Genomic DNA, 20,711 nt, shown 5'->3' with positions numbered 1-20,711 from the left:
AAATATGGCAGAATACCTAAACGATTTAAATTACAAAGGTAAAATATACCAATACATAGACCTTGGGAAAGCCTCGGCTCTACTAGGAGGGGATATAGAAAAACTTCCTTATTCTATACGAATATTATTAGAAAGTGTTCTTCGTAAGGAAGACGGGATTGATGTAACAAAAGATAACATTAGCTCTTTGATGCATTATCGAGCTAAATCACCAAGCGGAGAAGTTCCTTTTAAGCCTAGCCGAGTCATTCTCCAGGATTTTACAGGTGTTCCTGTCGTGGTGGATTTGGCTAGTATGCGCGATGCTATTGTCGGACAGGGAGGTCAAGCTGATCAGATTAATCCAGAGATTCCGGTTGATTTAGTTATTGATCACAGTGTTCAGGTGGATTTTTATGGCTGTGACATAGCTCTAGAGGCCAATATGAATCAAGAGTTTGTCCGTAACAATGAGCGCTACGAATTTCTCAAGTGGGCAGAAAAATCATTTGATAATTATCGTGCGGTTCCCCCTGCTACTGGGATTATCCATCAGGTCAATATCGAATTTCTCAGTGATGTCATCATTGAAAAGGATGGCCAACTCTATCCAGACAGCATGTTTGGAACGGATAGTCATACGACAATGATTAATGGGATCGGTGTTCTGGGCTGGGGAGTCGGTGGGATTGAGGCTGAGGCTGCCATGCTGGGTGAGGCTTCTTATTTCCCTGTTCCTGAGGTGATTGGTGTTCGTCTCTTGGGCAAGCTGCCTAAGATTGCGACAGCGACAGATTTGGCTTTAAAGGTCACGCAAATCTTGCGGCAGGAAAATGTTGTTGGTAAATTTGTCGAGTTCTTTGGGCCTGGTTTGTCTAATCTAAGTCTGGCTGACCGGGCAACAGTTGCTAATATGGCGCCGGAATACGGAGCTACCTGTGGTTATTTTCCGATAGATGAGGAAACGCTCAATTACATGCGTCTGACCAATCGATCAGAAGATCATATCGAGCTGACCCGTCTCTATGCTCAAAAAAATCACCTCTTCTATGATGAAAAGGTTGAGCCGAACTATACCAAGGTAGTCGAAATTGATTTGTCCAGCATTGTGCCGAGCATCTCAGGACCCAAGCGACCCCAAGATTTGATTGAATTAACAGCTGCTAAAGAGGAATTTCAAGCTAGTCTAGTCAGAGAAGCGGGGGTCCGAGGCTTTGGATTAGATGAGAGCGAGCTTGAAAAGTCAGCAGTGGTCCAATTTTCTAACCATGAGGAGAAGATTAAGACGGGCCATGTGGCTATCGCTGCCATTACTAGCTGTACCAATACATCCAACCCCTATGTCTTGATGGCGGCAGGGCTTTTGGCCAAGAAAGCAGTAGAAAAAGGCTTACGAGTCTCAAAGACCGTCAAGACTTCTTTGGCTCCCGGCAGCAAGGTGGTCACAGGCTATCTTAAGAAGAGTGGTCTGCAAACTTATCTGGATCAGCTTGGTTTCAATCTTGTCGGCTATGGCTGTACCACTTGTATTGGAAATTCAGGCAATCTCCGACCGGAAGTGGCTCAGGCGATTACGGATACTGACTTACTGGCTAGTGCTGTTCTTTCAGGAAATCGCAATTTTGAAGGTCGGATCAACCCACTGGTCAAGGCCAATTTCCTAGCTAGTCCGCCCTTGGTAGTTGCCTATGCTCTGGCTGGAAATACCAATATCGATCTGACCAGCGAGCCACTAGGTTATGATCAAAAGGGACAGCCGGTTTATTTGATGGATTTGATGCCGGAGCACGACTTGGTTGCAGACTATGTTCAAAAATATGTGACGCGCCAGCTTTTTGAAAAAGAATATGCCCATGTGTTTGACGACAATGAAAAATGGAATCAGATTCCGACAGCCTCTTCTCAAAATTATCAGTGGAATCAGGCTTCGACCTATATTCAAAATCCACCTTACTTTGATGGCTTGGATGATGATTTAGCCATTCAGCCTCTGAAAAATCTTGCAGTGCTGGCAAAATTTGGGGATACGGTGACGACAGACCATATCTCCCCAGCAGGAAATATTGCCAGAAACAGCCCAGCAGCTTCCTATTTACTGGAGCATGGAGTGGATTACCAAGAGTTTAATTCCTATGGCAGCCGTCGGGGCAATCATGAGGTCATGATGCGGGGGACTTTTGCCAATATTCGGATTAAAAATGAACTGGCAGATGGAAAGATTGGTGGTTACACAGATTATAAAGGAGAGTTGCTATCCATTTATGAAGCAGCCATGCGCTACAAGGAAGAGCAAATTGACACCATAGTTCTAGCTGGTAAAGACTATGGTATGGGGTCTAGCCGTGATTGGGCAGCTAAGGGAGCTAATCTTTTGGGTGTCAAGGTGGTGCTGGCAGAGAGTTTTGAGCGTATCCACCGGTCCAATCTGGTCATGATGGGGATTCTTCCTCTGCAGTATCTAGAGGGCCAAAATGCGGCTAGTCTGGGCTTAACAGGCAAGGAGACTTTCGACATCAATCTGCCACAGAACCCACAAGTTGGCCAGCTAGTTGACGTGGTAGCGCGGAAAGGCGCTGAAGAAATAGCTTTTCAAGCTCGGCTGCGTTTTGATGCAGAGGCGGATATTCGTTACTATGAAAATGGGGGGATTTTGCCCATGGTCGTTAGAAAGAAATTAGAGGAGGTGTGAGCATGAGTCAGACGGACGGTTTGAAAGATACCATTGCCTGTGATACTAGGATTAGCCAGATTGTGGATGATTCTTTGTCTTATGCAGGCTACAATATTTCTGAATTGGTAGAGCACCATGCGAGTTTTGAAGAGGTGATTTATCTGCTCTGGCATTTGCATTTGCCGACTCAAATTGAGCTCAAGCATTTTGAGGAAGATCTGCGAGCTAATTATGCCATTAGCGATGCGGTGGAGCAGTGCATCCTTATCCAGTCCCGCAAGCACCTTCATCCCATGAGTGTCTTGCGCTCAACGGTTAGTCTTCTGGGCGTTTATAATGTCCATGCTGAGGAGGCGTCTCTTGAAGCAACCTATGAGCAGAGTATCCAGCTTATGGCAAAGATGCCAACCATTATTGCAGCTTTTGCCAGACTGAGGTCAGGTCAGACTCCGATAGAGCCACGAGAGGATTTGGGATTTGCGGCTAATTTCCTCTATATGCTCAAAGGGCAAGAGGCAAGTGAGCTTGAAGTCAAAGCCTTCAACTGCGCCTTGGTGCTTCATGCCGACCATGAGCTCAATGCTTCAACCTTTGCGGCTCGTGTATGTGCCTCAACCTTGACCGATATTTATTCCTGCGTGACAGCAGCTGTCGGAGCGCTCAAGGGTTCCCTTCATGGCGGCGCTAATGAATGTGTCTTTGATATGCTGAAAGAGATCAGAGAGGAAGGGGATTGTCAGGCCTACCTAGACCGCAAGCTGGCCTCTCACGAGAAGATTATGGGCTTTGGTCATCGAGTTTACAAGACCCAAGATCCGCGTGAAAAATACCTGCGTCAAATGGCCAAGGACTTGACGCAGGGGACTAAGGATGAGGTCTGGTATCAACTTTCAGAGGAAATTGAAGCCTATATGAAGCATACCAAGCATCTGATACCGAATGTCGATTTTTATTCGGCTACGGTTTACCATGTGCTGGGCATTGACAGCAGTATCTACACCCTGATTTTTGCCATGAGTCGGGTGGCTGGCTGGATTGCCCATATTCAGGAACAGCGTAAGAATAATAAGCTGATTCGGCCGCGTTCTAACTATACTGGTGCTCAAGGTTTGGAGTATCTTCCCATTGGAAGGAGATAAAATGGCAGATAAGATTTTGTTTGAGAAAGGGCGATTGCAGATACCGGATGCTCCTATTATTCCTTACATCCAAGGTGACGGGATTGGGGGTGATATCTGGAAAAATGCCCAGTTGGTCTTTGATAAGGCAGTGGAAAAGGCTTATGGTGGCCGGAGAAAGGTTGTTTGGAAGGAAGTTTTGGCTGGAAAAAAAGCAGCAGACCTGACGGGTGACTGGCTGCCGGATGAAACGCTGGCAACGATTAAGAGCCATCTAGTGGCTATTAAGGGCCCGCTAGAAACCCCAGTCGGAGAAGGGATTCGTTCCTTGAATGTGGCCTTGAGACAGGAGTTGGATCTCTATGCTTGCCTGCGGCCGGTTCGTTATTTCAAGGGAGTTCCAAGTCCGCTCAAGCACCCAGAGAAAACAGATATCACGATTTTTCGGGAGAATACAGAAGACATCTATGCAGGGATTGAGTGGGAGAGTGGAACGGCTGAAGTCCAAAAAGTTATCGATTTCCTGCAGGAGGATATGCAGGTTGACAAGATTCGCTTTCCAGAAAGCTCTGCTATTGGGATTAAGCCTATCTCTAAGCAGGGCAGTGAGCGGCTGATACGGGCGGCTATTGACTATGCACTAGCCAAAGGACTAAGGCGTGTCACTCTGGTTCACAAGGGTAATATCCAGAAATTTACAGAGGGCGGTTTTCGGAAATGGGGCTATGAACTAGCTCAAAGAGAGTATGTGGACGAGCTGGCTTCTGGAAAACTAATCATCCAGGATGTCATTGCGGATAATTTTCTGCAACAGATTTTGCTCTATCCCGAGAAATTTGATGTTGTTGCCTTGACCAATCTAAATGGTGACTATGCCAGCGATGCCTTGGCTGCTCAGGTGGGCGGGATTGGTATTGCGCCAGGGGCCAATATCAATTACGAGACTGGTCATGCTATTTTTGAAGCTACTCACGGGACGGCGCCAGATATAGCAGGTCAAAACAGGGCTAATCCTTGTTCTCTTCTCTTATCGGGAGCCATGCTCTTTGATTACATTGGTTGGTCGGAGGTCTCTCATCTCCTGACTAAGGCCGTTGAGAAAGCTCTCTTTGAGCAAAAAGTGACAGGGGATTTTGCCAGTCAGCTGGAAGGAGTAGCAGCTTTGACCACTAGTCAATTTGCTGAGGAGCTAGTAGCTAATATAGAAAAGTGCTTATAGTGAAGAAAAAAGCGATGAGGAAACTGCCTATCTAGACAGTCTCTTCATCACTTTTTTGTCTTTTTCGATATTCCAGTCCCCAGCCGATGATCCAGCAGAAAACTAGCAGATAATTTTCGATCCAGCCCAGTAGATTGGCTTGATTCGCCTTTTCCAGATAGCCTAGCAGATGGTTGGTACCAAAGCCCAGCCCACCTAGAATCAGTGCTAGCAAGGTCATACGCAGATAGAACCAATCATACTTTATGTTGGCAGCAATGACTAAAGGCAGAATAGCCAGATTCCAGAAACCAATTTCCCGCTGCCAGTAGGGAGCTAGACCATAGATGGACTCATTTCCCAAGAGCTGGGGCTGGAAGATCTGGATCATAGCTGCGCCCAGCATAGCTAAGATTAGTAAAATGAAAATCACTCGTAAAAATTTATTCATACCTGTCCCCTTTCTTCTTTGTAGATTATAATGTTTTTGAAAATGATTTTCAAGTTTTCGTTTTTTACAAAAGAAATCTCTAATAAAATATTTTACAGGCAAGTCCTATCTTTTTAGGTGCTTTTGTGGTATACTAGATTAGTTGCAGAAATACAGTTTTTCTATTCAGTGGGAACTAGCGACCGAGTCGGCGCTTTTTTAGTGCCTGGACTTGAGAGACCATATTTATGAAGAGAAGAGCGAATACTCTCAGAAAATCGAGATTTAGCAAGCGACACGTGGTTGTTATGTTTCGATAGTTGAGTATCAAAAGCCTTATAAGGTGGCTTCGCACCGCCTTTAGAAAGAAGAAGAACATTGAAGTTTAATGAATTACATTTATCTGCTGAATTACTAGCAGAGATTGAAAAAGCTGGCTTTGTAGAAGCAAGCCCTATTCAAGAGCAGACGATTCCACTTGCTATGGCAGGTAAGGATGTCATTGGTCAGGCCCAGACAGGGACAGGAAAGACGGCAGCCTTTGGCTTCCCAACTCTGGAGAAGATTGATACAGATAATCCTGCTGTGCAGGCTTTGATTATCGCTCCGACCCGTGAATTGGCTGTGCAGAGTCAGGAAGAGCTTTTCCGTTTTGGCCGCAGCAAGGGGGTCAAGGTGCGTTCTGTCTACGGTGGCTCCAGCATCGAAAAGCAAATCAAGGCCCTCAAATCTGGTGCTCATATCGTCGTAGGAACACCTGGCCGTCTCTTGGACTTGATCAAACGCAAGGCGCTTAAGCTGAATCGGATTGAAACTTTGATTTTGGACGAAGCGGATGAAATGCTTAACATGGGCTTTTTGGAAGACATTGAGTCGATCATTTCCCGTGTGCCAGAAGAACGTCAGACTTTGCTCTTTTCAGCGACCATGCCGGATGCTATCAAGCGTATCGGTGTTAAGTTTATGAAGGAGCCTGAGCATGTCAAGATTGCTGCTAAAGAGCTGACGACGGAGCTTGTAGACCAGTATTATATCCGTGTCAAGGAAAATGAAAAATTTGATACCATGACCCGCTTGATGGACGTGGAGCAGCCAGAGCTGTCTATCGTCTTTGGCCGGACCAAGCGCCGGGTGGATGAGCTGACTCGTGGTTTGAAAATCCGCGGTTTCCGAGCAGAGGGTATCCATGGTGATTTGGACCAAGGCAAGCGCCTTCGCGTTCTACGCGACTTTAAAAACGGCAATCTGGATGTCTTGGTGGCGACAGATGTGGCAGCGCGTGGATTGGACATTTCTGGTGTGACCCATGTCTACAACTACGATATTCCGCAGGATCCAGAAAGCTATGTTCACCGGATTGGTCGGACTGGTCGTGCTGGTAAGTCAGGTCAGTCTATCACTTTTGTTGCGCCAAATGAAATGGGCTATCTGCAGATTATCGAAAATCTGACTAAGAAGCGCATGAAAGGCCTCAAGCCTGCGACTGCAGAAGAAGCTTTCCAAGCTAAGAAAAAAGTTGCCCTTAAGAAGATTGAACGCGATTTTGCTGACGAAAGCATCCGTTCTAACTTTGAGAAATTTGGCAAGGATGCTCGCAAACTAGCAGCAGAATTCAGTCCGGAAGAGCTGGCTATGTATATCCTCAGCTTGACGGTGCAGGATCCAGATGCTCTTCCTGAAGTAGAAATTGCCCGTGAAAAACCATTGCCATTTAAACCGTCTGGCGGTGGCTTTGGCGGAAAAGGCAAGGGCAGTCGTGGCGGAAATAGCAACCGTCGCAGCAATGACAACCGCCGTGACCGAGGTGGCCGTCGCGATCAATTTAAGAAAGGTCGCAAAGACGAGCGTTTTGACAAAGAAAATCGCTACCGCAAGGACCACAAGAAGCCACGCAATACTTCTAGCGAAAAGAAAACCGGCTTTGTTATCCGTAACAAGGGTGATAAATAAAGCGGGGTGTTAACTGGAGTTGACGACAATTTTAGCGTCGAGAGAGAATGCAAGTTCTCTCTTTTTTTGTTTGTTCGATGAGTCTGGTTACCGTCTGTCCCACAGAAATATAAGTATGAGCCAATGTAGTTTCCTTAATCATGCTGATTGAAGCAGTCCTGTTTTTCAAAGTAAATTATAGCCTCCTTATTTCTGCTGTGAACTGTTTCTGGTGTTTTTGCTATAGAACAGGATTCAAAGTATTTCAACTAATTTCGACATCAAAATTCAACATATCAGCTATTTAAAATAAAAAAATTCACAAATCTTTGTTTATATGCTGGAACTGTTGTATAATAAGGTGAAGGTGAGTCTGTAAGAAATTCAGGAGCAAAAGGAGAATGTAAAATGAAAGAAAGTAGACATAGAATCATTCTGCAAGAACTGGATCAAACAGGTGTGGTTGCTGTTAAAAACCTCAAGGAAATGCTGGGTGTCACGGATATGACCATCCGTCGGGATTTGATTGATTTGGAGAAGCAGGGCATGCTGACCCGTGTTCATGGCGGAGCCCATAAGAAGGTCAAAAATGCTCTCAATGAGATTTCTCACTCAGAAAAGCAAATGCTGAATGTTGAGGAGAAGAAGCAGATTGCCCGTAAATGTGCGGATTTGATTGCTGACGGGGATACGGTCTTTATTGGGTCAGGCACCACAACCGATTTTATCGGAGACTATTTGGATGGCAAAAATATCAGCATTGTCACCAATTCGCTGCCAATTTTTGAAAAGTTAAAAGAAAGAGCCAACTTAGATTTAATTCTGATTGGCGGCCGTTATCGGGCTAAGACTCAAACCTTTGTCGGTCAGTTTGCCAATAATCTTTTGAAAGAAATCAAGGTTTCCAAGGCCTTTATCGGGGCGAATGGCATTGACGGTCATAATGTTACGACAAGCAATGAAGAGGAAGGCAACGGAGATGCGATTATCCTTAACAATGCCATCAGCAAATACATTGTAGCCGATAACAGCAAGTTTGACAGCTATTCTTTCTACTCTTTTTACCGGCTGGACAACCTCAGTGCAGTTGTGACGGACGACAATATCGCTCCGAAAGTCAAGGAAAAATACAGCACCTATGTTGAAATTTTGTGATGTCTGACCGATGAGAGAAACCTGGCTCAAATGAATAATTTATAGATGCTGTGACTGGGATTTTGTCTAGAAATTCTAGTCGCAGCTTTTTTATATCTTGGTCGATTTTTGTAAACAACAGTCTTGACTTTGCTGCGGAATTCCTTATATAATAAAATGTATTATTAAATTTTAGGAGGTCTTATGACAATCAATATAGTGATTTTTGTGGCTGTGTCGCTTTTTCGTTTGGTGTTTTTGAGGAAATCCTCTCAGAATGAGCAGGATATTCTGGCCAAGGGTGGTATGGAGTACGGGGTGAAAAACTCAAATATCATGAAGTACCTGCACATGCTTTTTTATGCGGTCTGCTTTCTGGAATTGCTCCTGAAAAAGCCAGCTTTTGACTTTGTGAGCCTATTGGGAGCTGTCTTGTTGCTCTTTTCTATGTTTATGCTCTACCTTGTTGCCAAGCTTTTAGGACCAGTTTGGACTATCAAGCTTATGCTGGTTAAGGATCATAAGTTTGTTGACCACTGGCTCTTTCGCAATGTCAAACATCCTAATTATTTCCTGAATGTTGTACCAGAATTGATAGGCTTAGCACTGCTCAGTCATGCCTACTTTGCTCTTTTCATCCTCTTCCCGATTTACTGTATCACCCTCTATGTCCGTATCAAGGAAGAAGAGCAGTTACTCAAGGAAGTTATCATTCCAAATGGAATTGCTGGTGAATAAAGTTAATAAAATGCATATCGACTGCAAAAGAAAGTCTAGGACATAAAGGTCCTAGACTTTTCTTGCATTAATTTTCGTATTTCATCAGCCATTTGCTGAGGTTGGTTCGCTTCAAAAAGTAAAGTATTTTCTTCAGGCTGGTGAGCAGTTTGGCTGAAAGCTAAAACTGGCTTCCCCTTGCTGATAGCCCTTTGGACAATTTGGTCAACTTCTCCCCAGTGATTAATATCCAAGTAAATATCCGCCCTATCGAGCAAGTCCTCAATAAAGTCTTCCTGGTGGATATTGGTGTAGAGGTTGATATTAGGATAGTCCTTAAAGCTGGCTAAGTAAGGAGAAATATTGGTCTTAGCAGCAATGTGAAATTCTAATTCTGGCAGATTTTCTGCTAAATAGGCCAATTGTTCCAAGGTATCAGAAGCCGTTAGTGTAAAGGCATGGAAATTGCCCTGTGGACGCTCCTTGATGATAAGCTCTTCCTTGCTCATAGCGATAGAGTTGCTGGGAATATCTTGGAAAATCAAGCTGTTGGCTCCAATGATGACATTATCACCAATGGTCACACCTTTGAGAATCACAGTATTGGCCCCAATCCAGCAGTTAGCTCCAATCTTGACTGGCGCAACACTATAATCAATCTTCTCGATATGGTAATTAGAATACTGATGATTGTGGTCAAAAATACGGACGCCATCACCAAACATGGTGTCCTTGCCGATTTCGATAGAGTGCTGACAGCGGACAGTGCAGTGATCGTTAAAGAAAACCCGGGTTCCTAGCTTGAGTTGTGCGCCGCTGGCTACATTGAGGCTGGTAAAAGATTGGAAGATGACATCTTGACCGATATCAAGATGACTATCTGGGGAAATTTCGATATGATGAAAGTCGCCTTTAAACTGGATTTCAGGCATGTTGAGTCCTTTCTTTGATGTAAGCCAGTTTGGCTTGTCTAGTTTTCTTTTTAAAAAGTGCTTCAGCCGACATGGCAGCCGGCTTGCTAGGGTGTTCTTCTTGGTAAAGTAAGGTAACTGGCAGCCGAGCGCGGGTGTACTTGGCGCCTTTGCCAGCTTGATGTTTTTTGAGTCGGGCTTGGACATTCGTTGTGTAGCCAGTATAGAGGGAGCCGTCCCCGCATTCAAGCACGTACATATATGCTTTATTTTCCATAGTAAATCTCGTGAATCTCCGGAGTGTAGCTGCCGTCCTGATTGTGAATAAAGAGAGGAGGCAGGATTTTTAGACCGTCGCGGGAACCATCTTTAATAGCTTCGATAAGTAGCATATTGGCCTCTTTACCCAACTTTGGATAGACAAACTGGATGCGCTTGGGAGCCAGGTTGTGGGCTTGCATGGTATCTAAAATATCTAAAAAGCGTTCTGGTCGATGAACCATAGCCAACCGACCATTGGATTTGAGGACTCGCTGGGCAATTTTGCAAATCTCTCCCAGATTGGTTGATATTTCGTGGCGGGCTAAAAGGTAGTGCTGGCTTTCATTGAGATTGGATTTCTTGTCAACCTTGAAATATGGCGGATTGCAGAGAATCATATCAACCTTGCTGCCAGTGATATAGCGTCCTAGGTTTTTCAAATCGTCCTGAATGACCTGCATTTGCTGAGTCAAATCATTGAGCTCAATGGAGCGCTCGGCCATGTCTGCCAGACGTTCCTGAATCTCGACTGCTAAAATCTGAGCCTTGGTGCGAGTGCTGGCAAAAAGTCCAACGGCGCCATTTCCAGCACAGAGATCAACGATTAGACCCCGCTGGGGCAGCTTGGGAAAGCGGGAAAGCAGCACGCTGTCTACCGAATAGCTGAAGACCTCACTATTTTGAATAATCTTGACATCCGTCGAAAAGAGCTGGTTGACGCGTTCTCCGTCTTTTAGTTTTGCTTCGTTCATAAGTCAATTATAGCATGATTTAGCAAGGATTCCAAAGGGATATGGGAAGTTTTTGCACAATCAAAAAACATGCGAGGATTCTCGCATGTTTCCATGAGCTTAAATGCTGATTCTATTTTAGCTAGTCCTTAATCAAATCTGTATTTCTGCTTGATGGTGCAGGCAACAAAGACAAGTCCAAAAATGACCATGAGAATCAGATAGACTGGCAAAGTTGCGGCTGTCAGCGTTGCAATTTCCAAAAGGTGCTGCAGGACAAAGGCTGATAGATAGAAGCCAAAGACAGAAAAGATAATGAGCAGGCTGCGCCAGAGGTTGAGTGGCAGACAGGCCCTAATGACGGACAGGAAGCTGATGCTGCCTAGTAAGTAGTAGGTCAGGGTGGACATTTCTATGTCACTCCAGCCATGGCTGCTGCCCCAGATGCGAACAAATAGCACGCTGAAGACAATCATGAGGGAGCTTGGCAGAGCAAGCTGCAGAGAGCGTTTGAGGAAGTGCTTTTCAACCGGCTTAATATTGCGCTCAAAGGTGAGGATAAAGGGTGGGAAACCTTCGACAAACTGGTCAATCAAGGTAATCTGAATCGGGATGAATGGGAAAATCAAGAGGTATTCAGTTTTTCCGAGCAGGATACTAGCGATACAGATAATAGCTAGGATAAAGGAATAGATGGTCTTGATGAAGAAAATCGGAGCAATCCGGCCGATGTTGTTAACAACTCGGCGGCCTTCAAAAAGAATCTCAGGGACATCGTTAAAGTCGGAATTAAGAAGGACCAAGTTGGCAATTTGCCGAGTTGCGGGATCGCCCTCCGCCATGACGATGGAGCAGTCTGCTTCACGTAAGGCCAAGATATCATTAACCCCATCTCCGGTCATGGCTGTTGTCCGACCAGCGGCTTTAAGAGTCTGGATGAGCAGCTTCTTCTGATGAGGAGAAACACGGCCGAAGATGGCTGTTTCTTCTGCTTGCTCAACCAGTTCTTGATCGCTGATTTTAGAGCAGTCGATGTAGCTGTCGTAGTTGGCAAATCCAGCCTGGCTCGCGATATGGGAAACGGTCACAGGATTGTCACCAGAGATGATTTTCAGATCAACATCCTGAGAGCGTAGATAATCCAAGGTCTCGGCCGCTCCCTCACGAATAGGGTCAGTGATTTCCAGAACAGCCAGAGCAGTCATATCTTCAGGCAGACGGATGCTGTGTTTGTCTAGCACTTGGTCGCTGTGAGCCAGCACCAAAACCCGCGATCCGCGTTTTTGAGCCTCTCCAACCGCTGCAGGATTGCTATCCAGCAGCATTTCTGGTGCCCCCAAAAAGATGGTTCCGACACTGGATAAATGCATAGCGCCCCATTTTCGGTCACTAGAAAATGGGATGACATTATCGCTAGTATAGGCATGGTCCAGATGGCCGTAGCCCTTGCGGATAGCCTGGGCTGTTGGATTATTATCCTCGCTGGTTTGGATATAGGCAGCTAAGATTTGACCGACAGTCTCATCAGAAAACTTATCTGACAGGCTATGTAAGGCTTCAACAGTCATCTTACCTTGAGTAATTGTCCCGGTCTTGTCTAGGCAGAGAGTATCCACCCGAGCCAGAGTTTCAACTGAATACATTTCCTGAACAAGAACCTTACGCATGCCTAGCTTGATGACAGCTGTCAGGAGTGACGTGACTGTCAGCAGAGCGATTCCCTTAGGCAGCATACCCAAAAGAGCTGTCGAGCTGGTAATGACAGAGTTCTTGACAGGCAGTCCCTTTATCACTAGGGCTTCAAAGAAGAGAGCCAGTCCGAAAGGAATGATGATTTTTCCGGTAAAGCGGGAAATTTTCCCAAGATTGTAAAGAATGCGCGAGTTGATAGGCTTGAGTGTTTTAGCCTCAGTCATGAGCTTGTTGGCATAGTTGTCTGCGCCGACATGGTGCACCTCAGCATAAATCTGCCCACTAGCCAGAAAGCTACCAGACAGCAGCTCAGCGCCTTCTTCCTTGAGCACCAAGTCACTCTCACCTGTCAGCATGGCTTCATTGGCCTCGGCAACACCCTCTACTACACGGGCATCACTGGGAATTTGCTCGCCGGCTGACAGCTTGATCAGATCGCCCAGTACAATTTCTTCTGGCTGAATCTTGACTTCCTGGCCGTCGCGGATGACTGTGACCAGCTCTCGGCTGACCAGATTGAGCTTGTCAATCATGTGTTTGGCTCGCAGCTCTGTAATAATACCAGTGACGGCGTTAAAGCTGATTACTGCGAAGAAGACTAGATTGCTCCAGGCTTGGACAGAGACCAAGGCCAGAGCAATAACAAAGTTAAGGGCATTAAAAAGGGTGAAAACATTCCGCTTAACGATTTGCCAGTTACTGGTGCTGGTGTCACTTGTAAAATCGTTGGTTAAGCCCTGCGAAATCTTTTCATCTACTTGGGTTTGGTTTAAACCAATTAATTCTTTCTTATTCATGAGATTAATGATACCATTTTTTTATGGAAATGGCTATCAGAATCAGCTGTTACAGCCAAAGTTTGGAAAAATATTGCAGACTATAAGGGTATAGGGTATAATGGGAAAGGATGTAATAAATTTCAAGTACAATCACAGTTTGAAATAAGGAGAGTTTATGTTTTATACTTATTTGCGAGGTTTAGTGATTTTTATCCTGTGGACCTTGAACGGCAATGCACATTACCACAATAAAGAAAAGATTCCTTCAAAAGATGAAAATTATATCTTGGTTGCCCCTCACCGGACATGGTGGGATCCAGTTTACATGGCTTTTGCGACCAAGCCCAAGCAGTTCATTTTCATGGCCAAGAAACAGCTTTTTGAAAATCGGGTGTTCGGCTGGTGGATTCGCATGTGTGGTGCCTTTCCTATTGACCGGGAAAATCCTGGTCCGTCAGCTATCAAATACCCTGTCAATATGCTGAAAAAGAGCAATCGTTCCCTGATTATGTTCCCAAGCGGCAGCCGCCATTCTACGGATGTCAAGGGAGGAGTGGCAGTGATTGCTAAGATGGCTAAGGTCCGTATCATGCCAGTAGTCTATGCTGGTCCCATGAGCCTCAAAGGCTTGGCAGCTGGAGAGCGCGTGGACATGAATTTTGGTAATCCAATTGATATTTCAGACATTAAGAAGATGAATGATGAGGGAGTTGAGGAAGTAGCTCGCCGTATTCATGCAGAGTTTGACCGTCTGGATGCTGAAGTGGCTCCTTATCAGGCGCAAAAAAAAGGCAATATTTTCTTGCGGATTCTACGTGCCTTTGTCTTTATTCCTGCTATTTTGATTGGAATTTTGACCATCATTTTCAGCTTTTTTGCTAGCTTTGTCTGGGATCCGGATAAGCACAGAAAATAAGAGACTAATCAGCTTGCTGAGCAATCTTGCTTAGGAGCTGATTTTTTTATGTGAGTGAGCTATAATGTTGGTATGTTTTATAAGGAGGATGCTATGTCTCTTACTTTTTTATCTTTTGTAACCTTATCACTATTTATGCTGCACGAGTTTGATGAGATTATCCTGGTTCGGCCTTGGATTTCTCAGAATCAAGACCATCAAGACTATCAAAAGGAGATGTTCATTGCCAGAAGAGGAAGTTATCTTTCTGCTGAAAGTATAGCTCTGATGATTGCAGAGGAATTTCTACTGGCTTTTATCCTTTTGTTGCTTGCGATTCTATTTCGCATTCCTGAGCTAGCTTTGGCTATTGGTTTCTGTCATACTCTTCATCTGCTGGGCCATATCATGCAAGTGTTTCGCTTTCATCGCTGGGTACCGGGCGGCTTCACAGCTTTGACGACTTTTCCTATACTCATCTTAATCTTCATCCTTTATCTATGTCAGCAGTCAGTTTCTTGGCCGCTGCTTCTGATTCTAAGCGCGCTAGTGATGGCTTTTCTTTTGGCAAATTTAGCTTTTTTACATAGCAGAGCTCAAAAGATAGAAGCTTGGATATACAGGATAAGCAAAGCAGACTGATATTGCAGCTTCTATTTTTGTCAATGGCCTTTCTATCTATACGACTTCTTGCAAAATAAAGATTTTAAAATATGACAAGCTGAAAATTCTCTCGGTTTGTCATATTTTTTTGAATTTTTTACGAATAAAAAGATAAAGGAGAAAAATATGCTTGAAAAAATCATTGAAAAGCTTAAAGAATACAAGCTCTTTGTCGGTCTGGCAGTAGTTGGCGCTGTGCTAGGTGGTTTTTTCCTCATCAAAGGAAATCACCAGCCACAAAATCAGGTAGCCGCCTTGAGCCAAGAAATAACTTCCTCATCCAGCTCAGCTGATGAAGAAAGCGAAAAAGTTCTTTCTAAGGCTAAGGCGGACGAAGAGGAGAGCGAGCAAGTTACTGTGGATATTAAAGGCGCAGTTAAGAATCCTGGTGTCTATGAGCTGAGAGCGGGAGCGAGAGTCCATGAAGCCATCCAAAAAGCTGGCGGATTGACAGCAGATGCCGAAGCTAAGTCCATCAATCAGGCGCAAAAATTAACGGATGAAGCAGTAATCTATGTGGCAAAGATTGGTGAAGAAGGAGCCGATGTCACACAGGGTGGCCAGCATCAAGCAGGAGCTTCTGATTCAGTTGGAGCCAGTGGTGGAAAGTCGGACAAGGTCAATCTAAATACGGCGACAGAGGCTGAGTTGCAGACCATCTCAGGCATCGGCCAGAAGCGGGCTTCAGACATCATCGCCTACCGTGAAAGCAATGGCCGCTTCAAGTCAGTAGATGATCTAAAAAAAGTGTCAGGGATTGGAGATAAGACCTTAGAAAAGCTGAAAGAATATGTCACAGTGGATTAAAAAGCTACCCCTCCCCCCTATCTATCTGGCTTTCATTCTTGTATGGATCTATTTTGCAGTCTATTCTGGCAGTTCCTTGGCTTATTTAGGACTGGGTGTCCTTCTGCTTCGTCTCTTTTTCAGCTATCCTCTCAAAAAAAGTCTAGCTGCCTTGGCATTCCTGTCCCTTTTTGTCCTCTTTTTCTTGCTTCGTCGGGAAATGGCAGAGCAGGCCTTTAGGCAGGAACCTCCTTTAGCTAGCGCGGTTCAGGTCTTGCCAGATACGATCAAAGTCAATGGAGATTCCCTATCCTTTCGAGGGCGAACGGACGGTCGGCTTTATCAGGTCTTCTACAAGATTAAATCAGCCAGTGAAAAGGAAGTTTTTCAGCAACTGACAGATTTGGTCGTTCTTGATATGGAAGGAGAGTTTGAACAGGCCCAGCAACAACGAAATTTTTCGGGCTTTGACTATCAGGCTTATTTAAAGAGTCAGGGGATTTATCGTACCTTAAAAATCAATAAGATTCAGTCACTAAGACCAATTTCCAGCCTGAATCCACTGGATTGGCTGTCTGTCTGGCGCAGAAAAGCGCTGGTCTATATTCGAAGTAATTTTCCTAGTCCAATGAGCCATTACATGACAGGACTCTTGTTTGGTGACTTAGATACGGAGTTTGCGGAAATGAGTGACCTGTATTCTAGCTTGGGTATCATCCATTTGTTTGCCTTGTCTGGTATGCAGGTAGGTTTCTTTTTGTATGGTTTTCGCAGAATTCTTCTACGTTTGGGGATGAAGAGGGAGACAGTAAATGCTTTGCAGCTGCCTTTTTCATTTATCTATGCTGGACTGACAGGCTTTTCTGTTTCTGTCGTCAGAAGCTTAGTTCAGAAGTTGTTGGCCCAGCAAGGACTGACCAGATTAGATAACTTTGCTCTGACACTGATGGTTCTCTTTATCATCATGCCCAATTTTCTTCTGACAGCAGGCGGTGTCTTGTCCTGCGCCTATGCCTTTTTGATTTCTATGATGGATTTTGAAAAGTTACCGCCGATTCGTAAGCTTTTAGCGGAAAGTCTGACTATTTCATTGGGGATTTTGCCTATACTGATCTACTACTTTGCAGAATTTCAGCCTTGGTCCGTGATTTTAACTTTTCTATTTTCACTACTCTTTGACCTACTGATGCTGCCAGGGTTAACTCTCATTTTTATTTTGTCACCACTGATAAAAATCTCTCAGGTCAATTTTTTCTTTGAGATGCTTGAAGATGTGATTCGTTGGGTAGCTGATTTTGCTCCGCGCCCTTTGATTTTTGGGAAGCCCAACCTCTGGTTACTGTTCGCTTTGCTTTTGGTTTTGGCTTTAATCTATGACTTTCGGAGAAAGAAAAGCTGGCTTTTATCTTTTAGTTTGCTTGCTCTTCTCTTATTTTTCCTAACAAAGCATCCGCTGCAAAATGAGATTACAGTAGTGGATATTGGTCAGGGAGATAGCATTTTTCTCCGGGAATGGCAGGGCAGGACGATTTTGATTGACGTTGGGGGACGAGTCGAGATAGGAAAGAAAGAGGCTTGGCAGGAGCGACAGACTTCATCCAATGCAGAAAAGACCTTAATTCCCTATCTCAAAAGTCGTGGTGTTGCTAGTCTGGATGTATTGGTCCTGACTCATACCGATACCGACCACATGGGAGATATGCTGGAGGTGGCCAAGCATCTTTCTATCAAGGAAATCTATGTTTCTAAAGGAAGTCTGACTCAGCCTGATTTTGTTCAAAAATTGGAGCAGATAGAAACTTCTGTCCATGTCGTCGAAGTGGGCGATGAGATTCCAGTATTTGACTCAGCTTTGCAGGTTCTCTATCCTAGTGGGACAGGCGACGGTGGAAATGATGATTCGATTGTACTCTACGGGGAGTTCTTTCAGACAAAATTTTTGTTTACAGGTGATTTGGAAAGACAAGGAGAAACCGAACTGCTGCAGCGCTTCCCTCAGCTGAAAGCGGATGTCTTAAAAGCGGGTCACCATGGTTCCAAAGGCTCTTCCAGTCCAGAGTTTTTAGAGCAAATTCAGCCGAAGCTGGCCTTGATATCAGCTGGCCAGAATAATCGTTATCAACATCCCCATCAGGAAACCTTGCAAAGATTTGAGAAGTTTAATACAGCCATCTATCGAACTGACCAGCAAGGGGCCATTCGTTTGATTGGTTGGAATTCCTGGAGGATTGAAACGGTACGCTGATATCTAGATTGAAGATTCCAACTGATACTTTTTTCTCATGTCCATTTAGCTTCAGTTAGGAAGTCATATTGATTTATTTATGCATTTGTGATAAGATAATGGGTATAAAAAATTATAGAGGAGAATTTTATGTTTGCTGCATATAAAAAATTTTGGACACACTATGCTGATTTTTCGGGCCGTTCAAGTCGGTCAGACTATTGGTGGGCGTTTTTGTGTCACATGATTATCATCGTACCATTGTTTATCATTATTTGGGTTTCTGCATTAGGAAGTATTTTTTCTGTAGCTCAGGACGCAGCTTATGGATATGAACCAGATCCATCAGCATTCTTGGCTGGGGCAGGATTTGCTGTTATTTTTTGGTTTATCCTACTGATTTATTATTTAGCTATCTTAGTTCCTAGTATGGCAATTATAGTTCGCCGTTTGCGGGATGCTGGTTATCATTGGGCTTTCCTATTTTTGGCTATTGGTCCGTCTATTGCAATCCTTATTCCTGTTCTAAATATTATTGCAGTTCTTGTAGCTCTTCCATGTTTTATTGCTTTGATTGTTTTGCTTTGTCAAGGATCTAAGCCTGAAATGGTTGGAAATTCATACGGTCAGCAATATGGCCAGCAAAACTTCCAAGGACAACAGTTTGGCCAACAGTCATACAATCAAGGTTTAAACTATGAAAAACAACCACAACAAGGTGGTTTCCAAGGACAACAGTTTGGTCAGCAATCACAGCAAGGTGGTTTCCAAGGACAACAGTTTGGTCAACAACCGCAACAATCTGTTCAAAACCAACCATTTGGTCAACAGCCACAGCAAGGTGGTTTCCAAGGTCAGCAATTTGGTCAGCAACCACAGCAACCTGTCCAAAACCAATCATTTGGTCAACAACCACAACAACCTGTTCAAAATCAACCATTTGGCCAACAACCACAACAAGGTGGTTTCCAAGGACAACAGTTTGGTCAACAACCACAGCAACCTGTCCAAAGCCAACCATTTGGCCAACAGCCACAGCAAGGTGGTTTCCAAGGACAACAGTTTGGTCAACAGCCACAACAACCTGTTTCTGAGCAAAGTCAAGCGGTGGAGCAAGCAGAACCAGTTCAAAATCCATTTACTGCTGAAACACCTGAGCAGTCAACACCTCAGGATTTTGGAACTCAAGCACCTGTTCAAGATAATCCTTTTGTTTCACCAATTCAAGAGGAGCAAGCTTCTACACCAGCTGAAAACAGTGTAGATGATGCAACTGAAAATCAAGAATAAACAAAGAAGAGTTGGAATTTCTCCAGCTCTTTTTGTTCTATCGCTCGCAGAAAATCTTGAACAGAACTGGACATTGATAGTTTTGTAGAACAAATAAAAATGAAGCCACTAACAGTTTATATTTATATAGCAGCTATACTCAAAAATTAGATTTTGTTTGCAAAGAAAATAGCAGACTTTCCGACTCTTTTTTGTTACAATCAATACATGAAAAAAATTGACAAGAAATATAAAGTAGGGGAGACTTTCTGTGTTAGCTATTGAGGAAATTAAAAAAATCACGCCAAGCAATCTTCCTGCTTTGACAATTTTGGCTGGGGATGACTTGGGGCAGTTTGAGTTGTTGAAGGAGCAGTTTCTCCGCCAGATTCAGTTTCAACCGGGCGATTTGAACACTGCTATTTTCGATATGAAAGAAGCAAACTATCAGGATGTGGAGTTGGACTTGGTCAGTCTGCCTTTTTTTACGGATGAAAAAATCGTGATTTTGGACCATTTTGCTGATTTGACAACAGCTAAGAAGCGGTATCTGACTGATGAAGAACTCAAATCTTTCGAAAATTATCTGGAAAATCCAGCGGATACGACTCGTCTGGTTATCTTTGCAGAAGGCAAACTGGATAGCAAGCGCCGTCTGGTCAAACTGCTGAAACGGGATGGGAAAATTTTTGAAGCTGCAGAACTCAAGGAAGCAGATCTACGGGCTTATTTCAGCAAGGAAACGCAGGCAGAAGGATTACAATTTGCTCCGGCAGCTTTCGATCAGTTGCTGCTGAAATCAGGTTTTCAGTTCAGTGAAGTCAGTAAAAATTTAGCCTTTCTGAAAGGTTATAAAGAGTACGGTCAGATTGGTTTAGAAGACATTGCCGAGGCCATTCCCAAGACCCTTCAGGACAATATTTTTGATCTGACCCAGCTGATTTTGCAGCAGAAGATTGATGAAGCCAGAAGTTTGGTACGAGATTTGACACTTCAAGGCGAGGATGAAATCAAGCTTATTGCTATTATGCTGGGGCAGTTTCGTATCTTTACGCAGGTTAAGGTTTTAGCAGAAAATGGCAGAGCTGAGAGTCAGATTGTGTCTGATTTGTCCGACTATCTAGGCCGCAAGGTCAATCCTTATCAAGTCAAGTTTGCTTTAAAGGATGCTCGCTCACTGAGTTTAGCCTTTCTTAAAAAGACCATGGCCTGTCTGATTGAAACGGATTACCAGATTAAGTCGGGGCTGTATGATAAAGATTACCTGTTTGATTTGGCTCTGCTCAAGATTGCGACGGGTGACTTACAAGCAAAATAGTTGAAA

At 44.2% G+C, this 20,711-nt stretch carries 17 protein-coding genes; 12 read left to right on the top strand and 5 right to left on the bottom strand.

Translation table 11 applies throughout. From position 1 onward, the window contains the following. Positions 1-4: 4 nt before the first annotated feature. From acnA to icd, 3 genes are read left to right on the top strand one after another with little or no spacing between them, the layout of a single operon-like run. A complete protein-coding gene (gene acnA, locus K1I94_RS05305) occupies positions 5-2,668 on the top strand; it encodes an aconitate hydratase AcnA (protein ID WP_223314643.1) in 2,664 nt (887 codons plus the stop codon). 2 nt (positions 2,669-2,670) lie between these two features. Next, positions 2,671-3,789, top strand: coding sequence for a citrate synthase (locus K1I94_RS05300; protein WP_223314642.1), 1,119 nt, complete (start codon positions 2,671-2,673; stop codon positions 3,787-3,789). Then, positions 3,776-4,987 carry an NADP-dependent isocitrate dehydrogenase gene (gene icd / locus K1I94_RS05295; RefSeq protein WP_223314641.1) on the top strand — a complete coding sequence of 404 codons (1,212 nt, stop codon included), beginning with the start codon at positions 3,776-3,778 and terminating at the stop codon, positions 4,985-4,987. The genes K1I94_RS05300 and icd overlap by 14 nt, the downstream gene beginning before the upstream one ends. Positions 4,988-5,018: 31 nt before the next feature. Here icd and K1I94_RS05290 read toward each other — a convergent pair whose 3' ends face one another. Beyond that, positions 5,019-5,417: an Asp23/Gls24 family envelope stress response protein gene (locus K1I94_RS05290; RefSeq protein WP_004191898.1), complete on the bottom strand. Its 399-nt coding sequence runs from the start codon at positions 5,415-5,417 to the stop codon at positions 5,019-5,021. A gap of 357 nt (positions 5,418-5,774) precedes the next feature. Here K1I94_RS05290 and K1I94_RS05285 point away from each other — a divergent pair, with 357 nt between their 5' ends. The 3 genes from K1I94_RS05285 (at position 5,775) to K1I94_RS05275 (ending at position 9,197) form a co-directional block, all read left to right on the top strand. Beyond that, positions 5,775-7,346: a DEAD/DEAH box helicase gene (locus K1I94_RS05285; RefSeq protein WP_223314640.1), complete on the top strand. Its 1,572-nt coding sequence runs from the start codon at positions 5,775-5,777 to the stop codon at positions 7,344-7,346. 387 nt (positions 7,347-7,733) lie between these two features. Further along, on the top strand, positions 7,734-8,480 hold the full coding sequence (locus tag K1I94_RS05280) for a DeoR/GlpR family DNA-binding transcription regulator (RefSeq protein ID WP_002897983.1): 747 nt from the start codon (positions 7,734-7,736) through the stop codon (positions 8,478-8,480). A gap of 183 nt (positions 8,481-8,663) precedes the next feature. After that, the gene (locus K1I94_RS05275; protein ID WP_223314639.1) at positions 8,664-9,197 is read left to right on the top strand and encodes an isoprenylcysteine carboxyl methyltransferase family protein; all 534 of its coding nucleotides are present in this window, start codon (positions 8,664-8,666) and stop codon (positions 9,195-9,197) included. Between the two features lie 35 nt (positions 9,198-9,232). On the opposite strand, the gene K1I94_RS05270 is transcribed toward K1I94_RS05275, so the two are convergent. The 4 genes from K1I94_RS05270 to K1I94_RS05255 all read right to left on the bottom strand — a co-directional run bounded on the left by K1I94_RS05270 (position 9,233) and on the right by K1I94_RS05255 (position 13,568). Beyond that, positions 9,233-10,108: a DapH/DapD/GlmU-related protein gene (locus K1I94_RS05270; RefSeq protein ID WP_223314638.1), complete on the bottom strand. Its 876-nt coding sequence runs from the start codon at positions 10,106-10,108 to the stop codon at positions 9,233-9,235. Beyond that, complete coding sequence (locus tag K1I94_RS05265) at positions 10,101-10,364, bottom strand: GIY-YIG nuclease family protein (RefSeq protein ID WP_002910268.1); 264 nt, start codon at positions 10,362-10,364, stop codon at positions 10,101-10,103. The genes K1I94_RS05270 and K1I94_RS05265 overlap by 8 nt, the downstream gene beginning before the upstream one ends. Continuing rightward, positions 10,354-11,100 (bottom strand): tRNA1(Val) (adenine(37)-N6)-methyltransferase, encoded by a 747-nt coding sequence (locus K1I94_RS05260; RefSeq protein ID WP_223314637.1) that lies wholly within the window; start codon positions 11,098-11,100, stop codon positions 10,354-10,356. Before K1I94_RS05260 ends, K1I94_RS05265 begins: the two co-directional genes overlap by 11 nt. 128 nt (positions 11,101-11,228) lie before the next feature. Beyond that, complete coding sequence (locus tag K1I94_RS05255) at positions 11,229-13,568, bottom strand: cation-translocating P-type ATPase (protein WP_223314636.1); 2,340 nt, start codon at positions 13,566-13,568, stop codon at positions 11,229-11,231. A gap of 157 nt (positions 13,569-13,725) precedes the next feature. Here K1I94_RS05255 and K1I94_RS05250 point away from each other — a divergent pair, with 157 nt between their 5' ends. The 6 genes from K1I94_RS05250 to holA all read left to right on the top strand — a co-directional run bounded on the left by K1I94_RS05250 (position 13,726) and on the right by holA (position 20,705). Then, the gene (locus K1I94_RS05250) at positions 13,726-14,466 is read left to right on the top strand and encodes a lysophospholipid acyltransferase family protein (RefSeq protein ID WP_002904087.1); all 741 of its coding nucleotides are present in this window, start codon (positions 13,726-13,728) and stop codon (positions 14,464-14,466) included. Between the two features lie 72 nt (positions 14,467-14,538). Next, positions 14,539-15,087, top strand: a complete 549-nt coding sequence (locus K1I94_RS05245; RefSeq protein WP_223314635.1) for an HXXEE domain-containing protein — start codon at positions 14,539-14,541, stop codon at positions 15,085-15,087. A gap of 147 nt (positions 15,088-15,234) precedes the next feature. Continuing rightward, positions 15,235-15,915 (top strand): helix-hairpin-helix domain-containing protein, encoded by a 681-nt coding sequence (locus K1I94_RS05240; RefSeq protein ID WP_223314634.1) that lies wholly within the window; start codon positions 15,235-15,237, stop codon positions 15,913-15,915. Next, positions 15,899-18,139: a DNA internalization-related competence protein ComEC/Rec2 gene (locus K1I94_RS05235; RefSeq protein WP_223314633.1), complete on the top strand. Its 2,241-nt coding sequence runs from the start codon at positions 15,899-15,901 to the stop codon at positions 18,137-18,139. The genes K1I94_RS05240 and K1I94_RS05235 overlap by 17 nt, the downstream gene beginning before the upstream one ends. Before the next feature lie 129 nt (positions 18,140-18,268). Then, positions 18,269-19,408 carry a DUF805 domain-containing protein gene (locus tag K1I94_RS05230; protein WP_223314632.1) on the top strand — a complete coding sequence of 380 codons (1,140 nt, stop codon included), beginning with the start codon at positions 18,269-18,271 and terminating at the stop codon, positions 19,406-19,408. 250 nt (positions 19,409-19,658) lie between these two features. Continuing rightward, positions 19,659-20,705, top strand: a complete 1,047-nt coding sequence (holA, locus tag K1I94_RS05225; protein WP_223314631.1) for a DNA polymerase III subunit delta — start codon at positions 19,659-19,661, stop codon at positions 20,703-20,705. The last annotated feature ends 6 nt before the right edge of the window (positions 20,706-20,711 follow it).

It is taken from the genome of Streptococcus sanguinis (assembly GCF_019929145.1).
GTDB classification, from domain to species: domain Bacteria; phylum Bacillota; class Bacilli; order Lactobacillales; family Streptococcaceae; genus Streptococcus; species Streptococcus sanguinis_U.
This window is presented reverse-complemented; position numbering and strand designations above follow the sequence as displayed.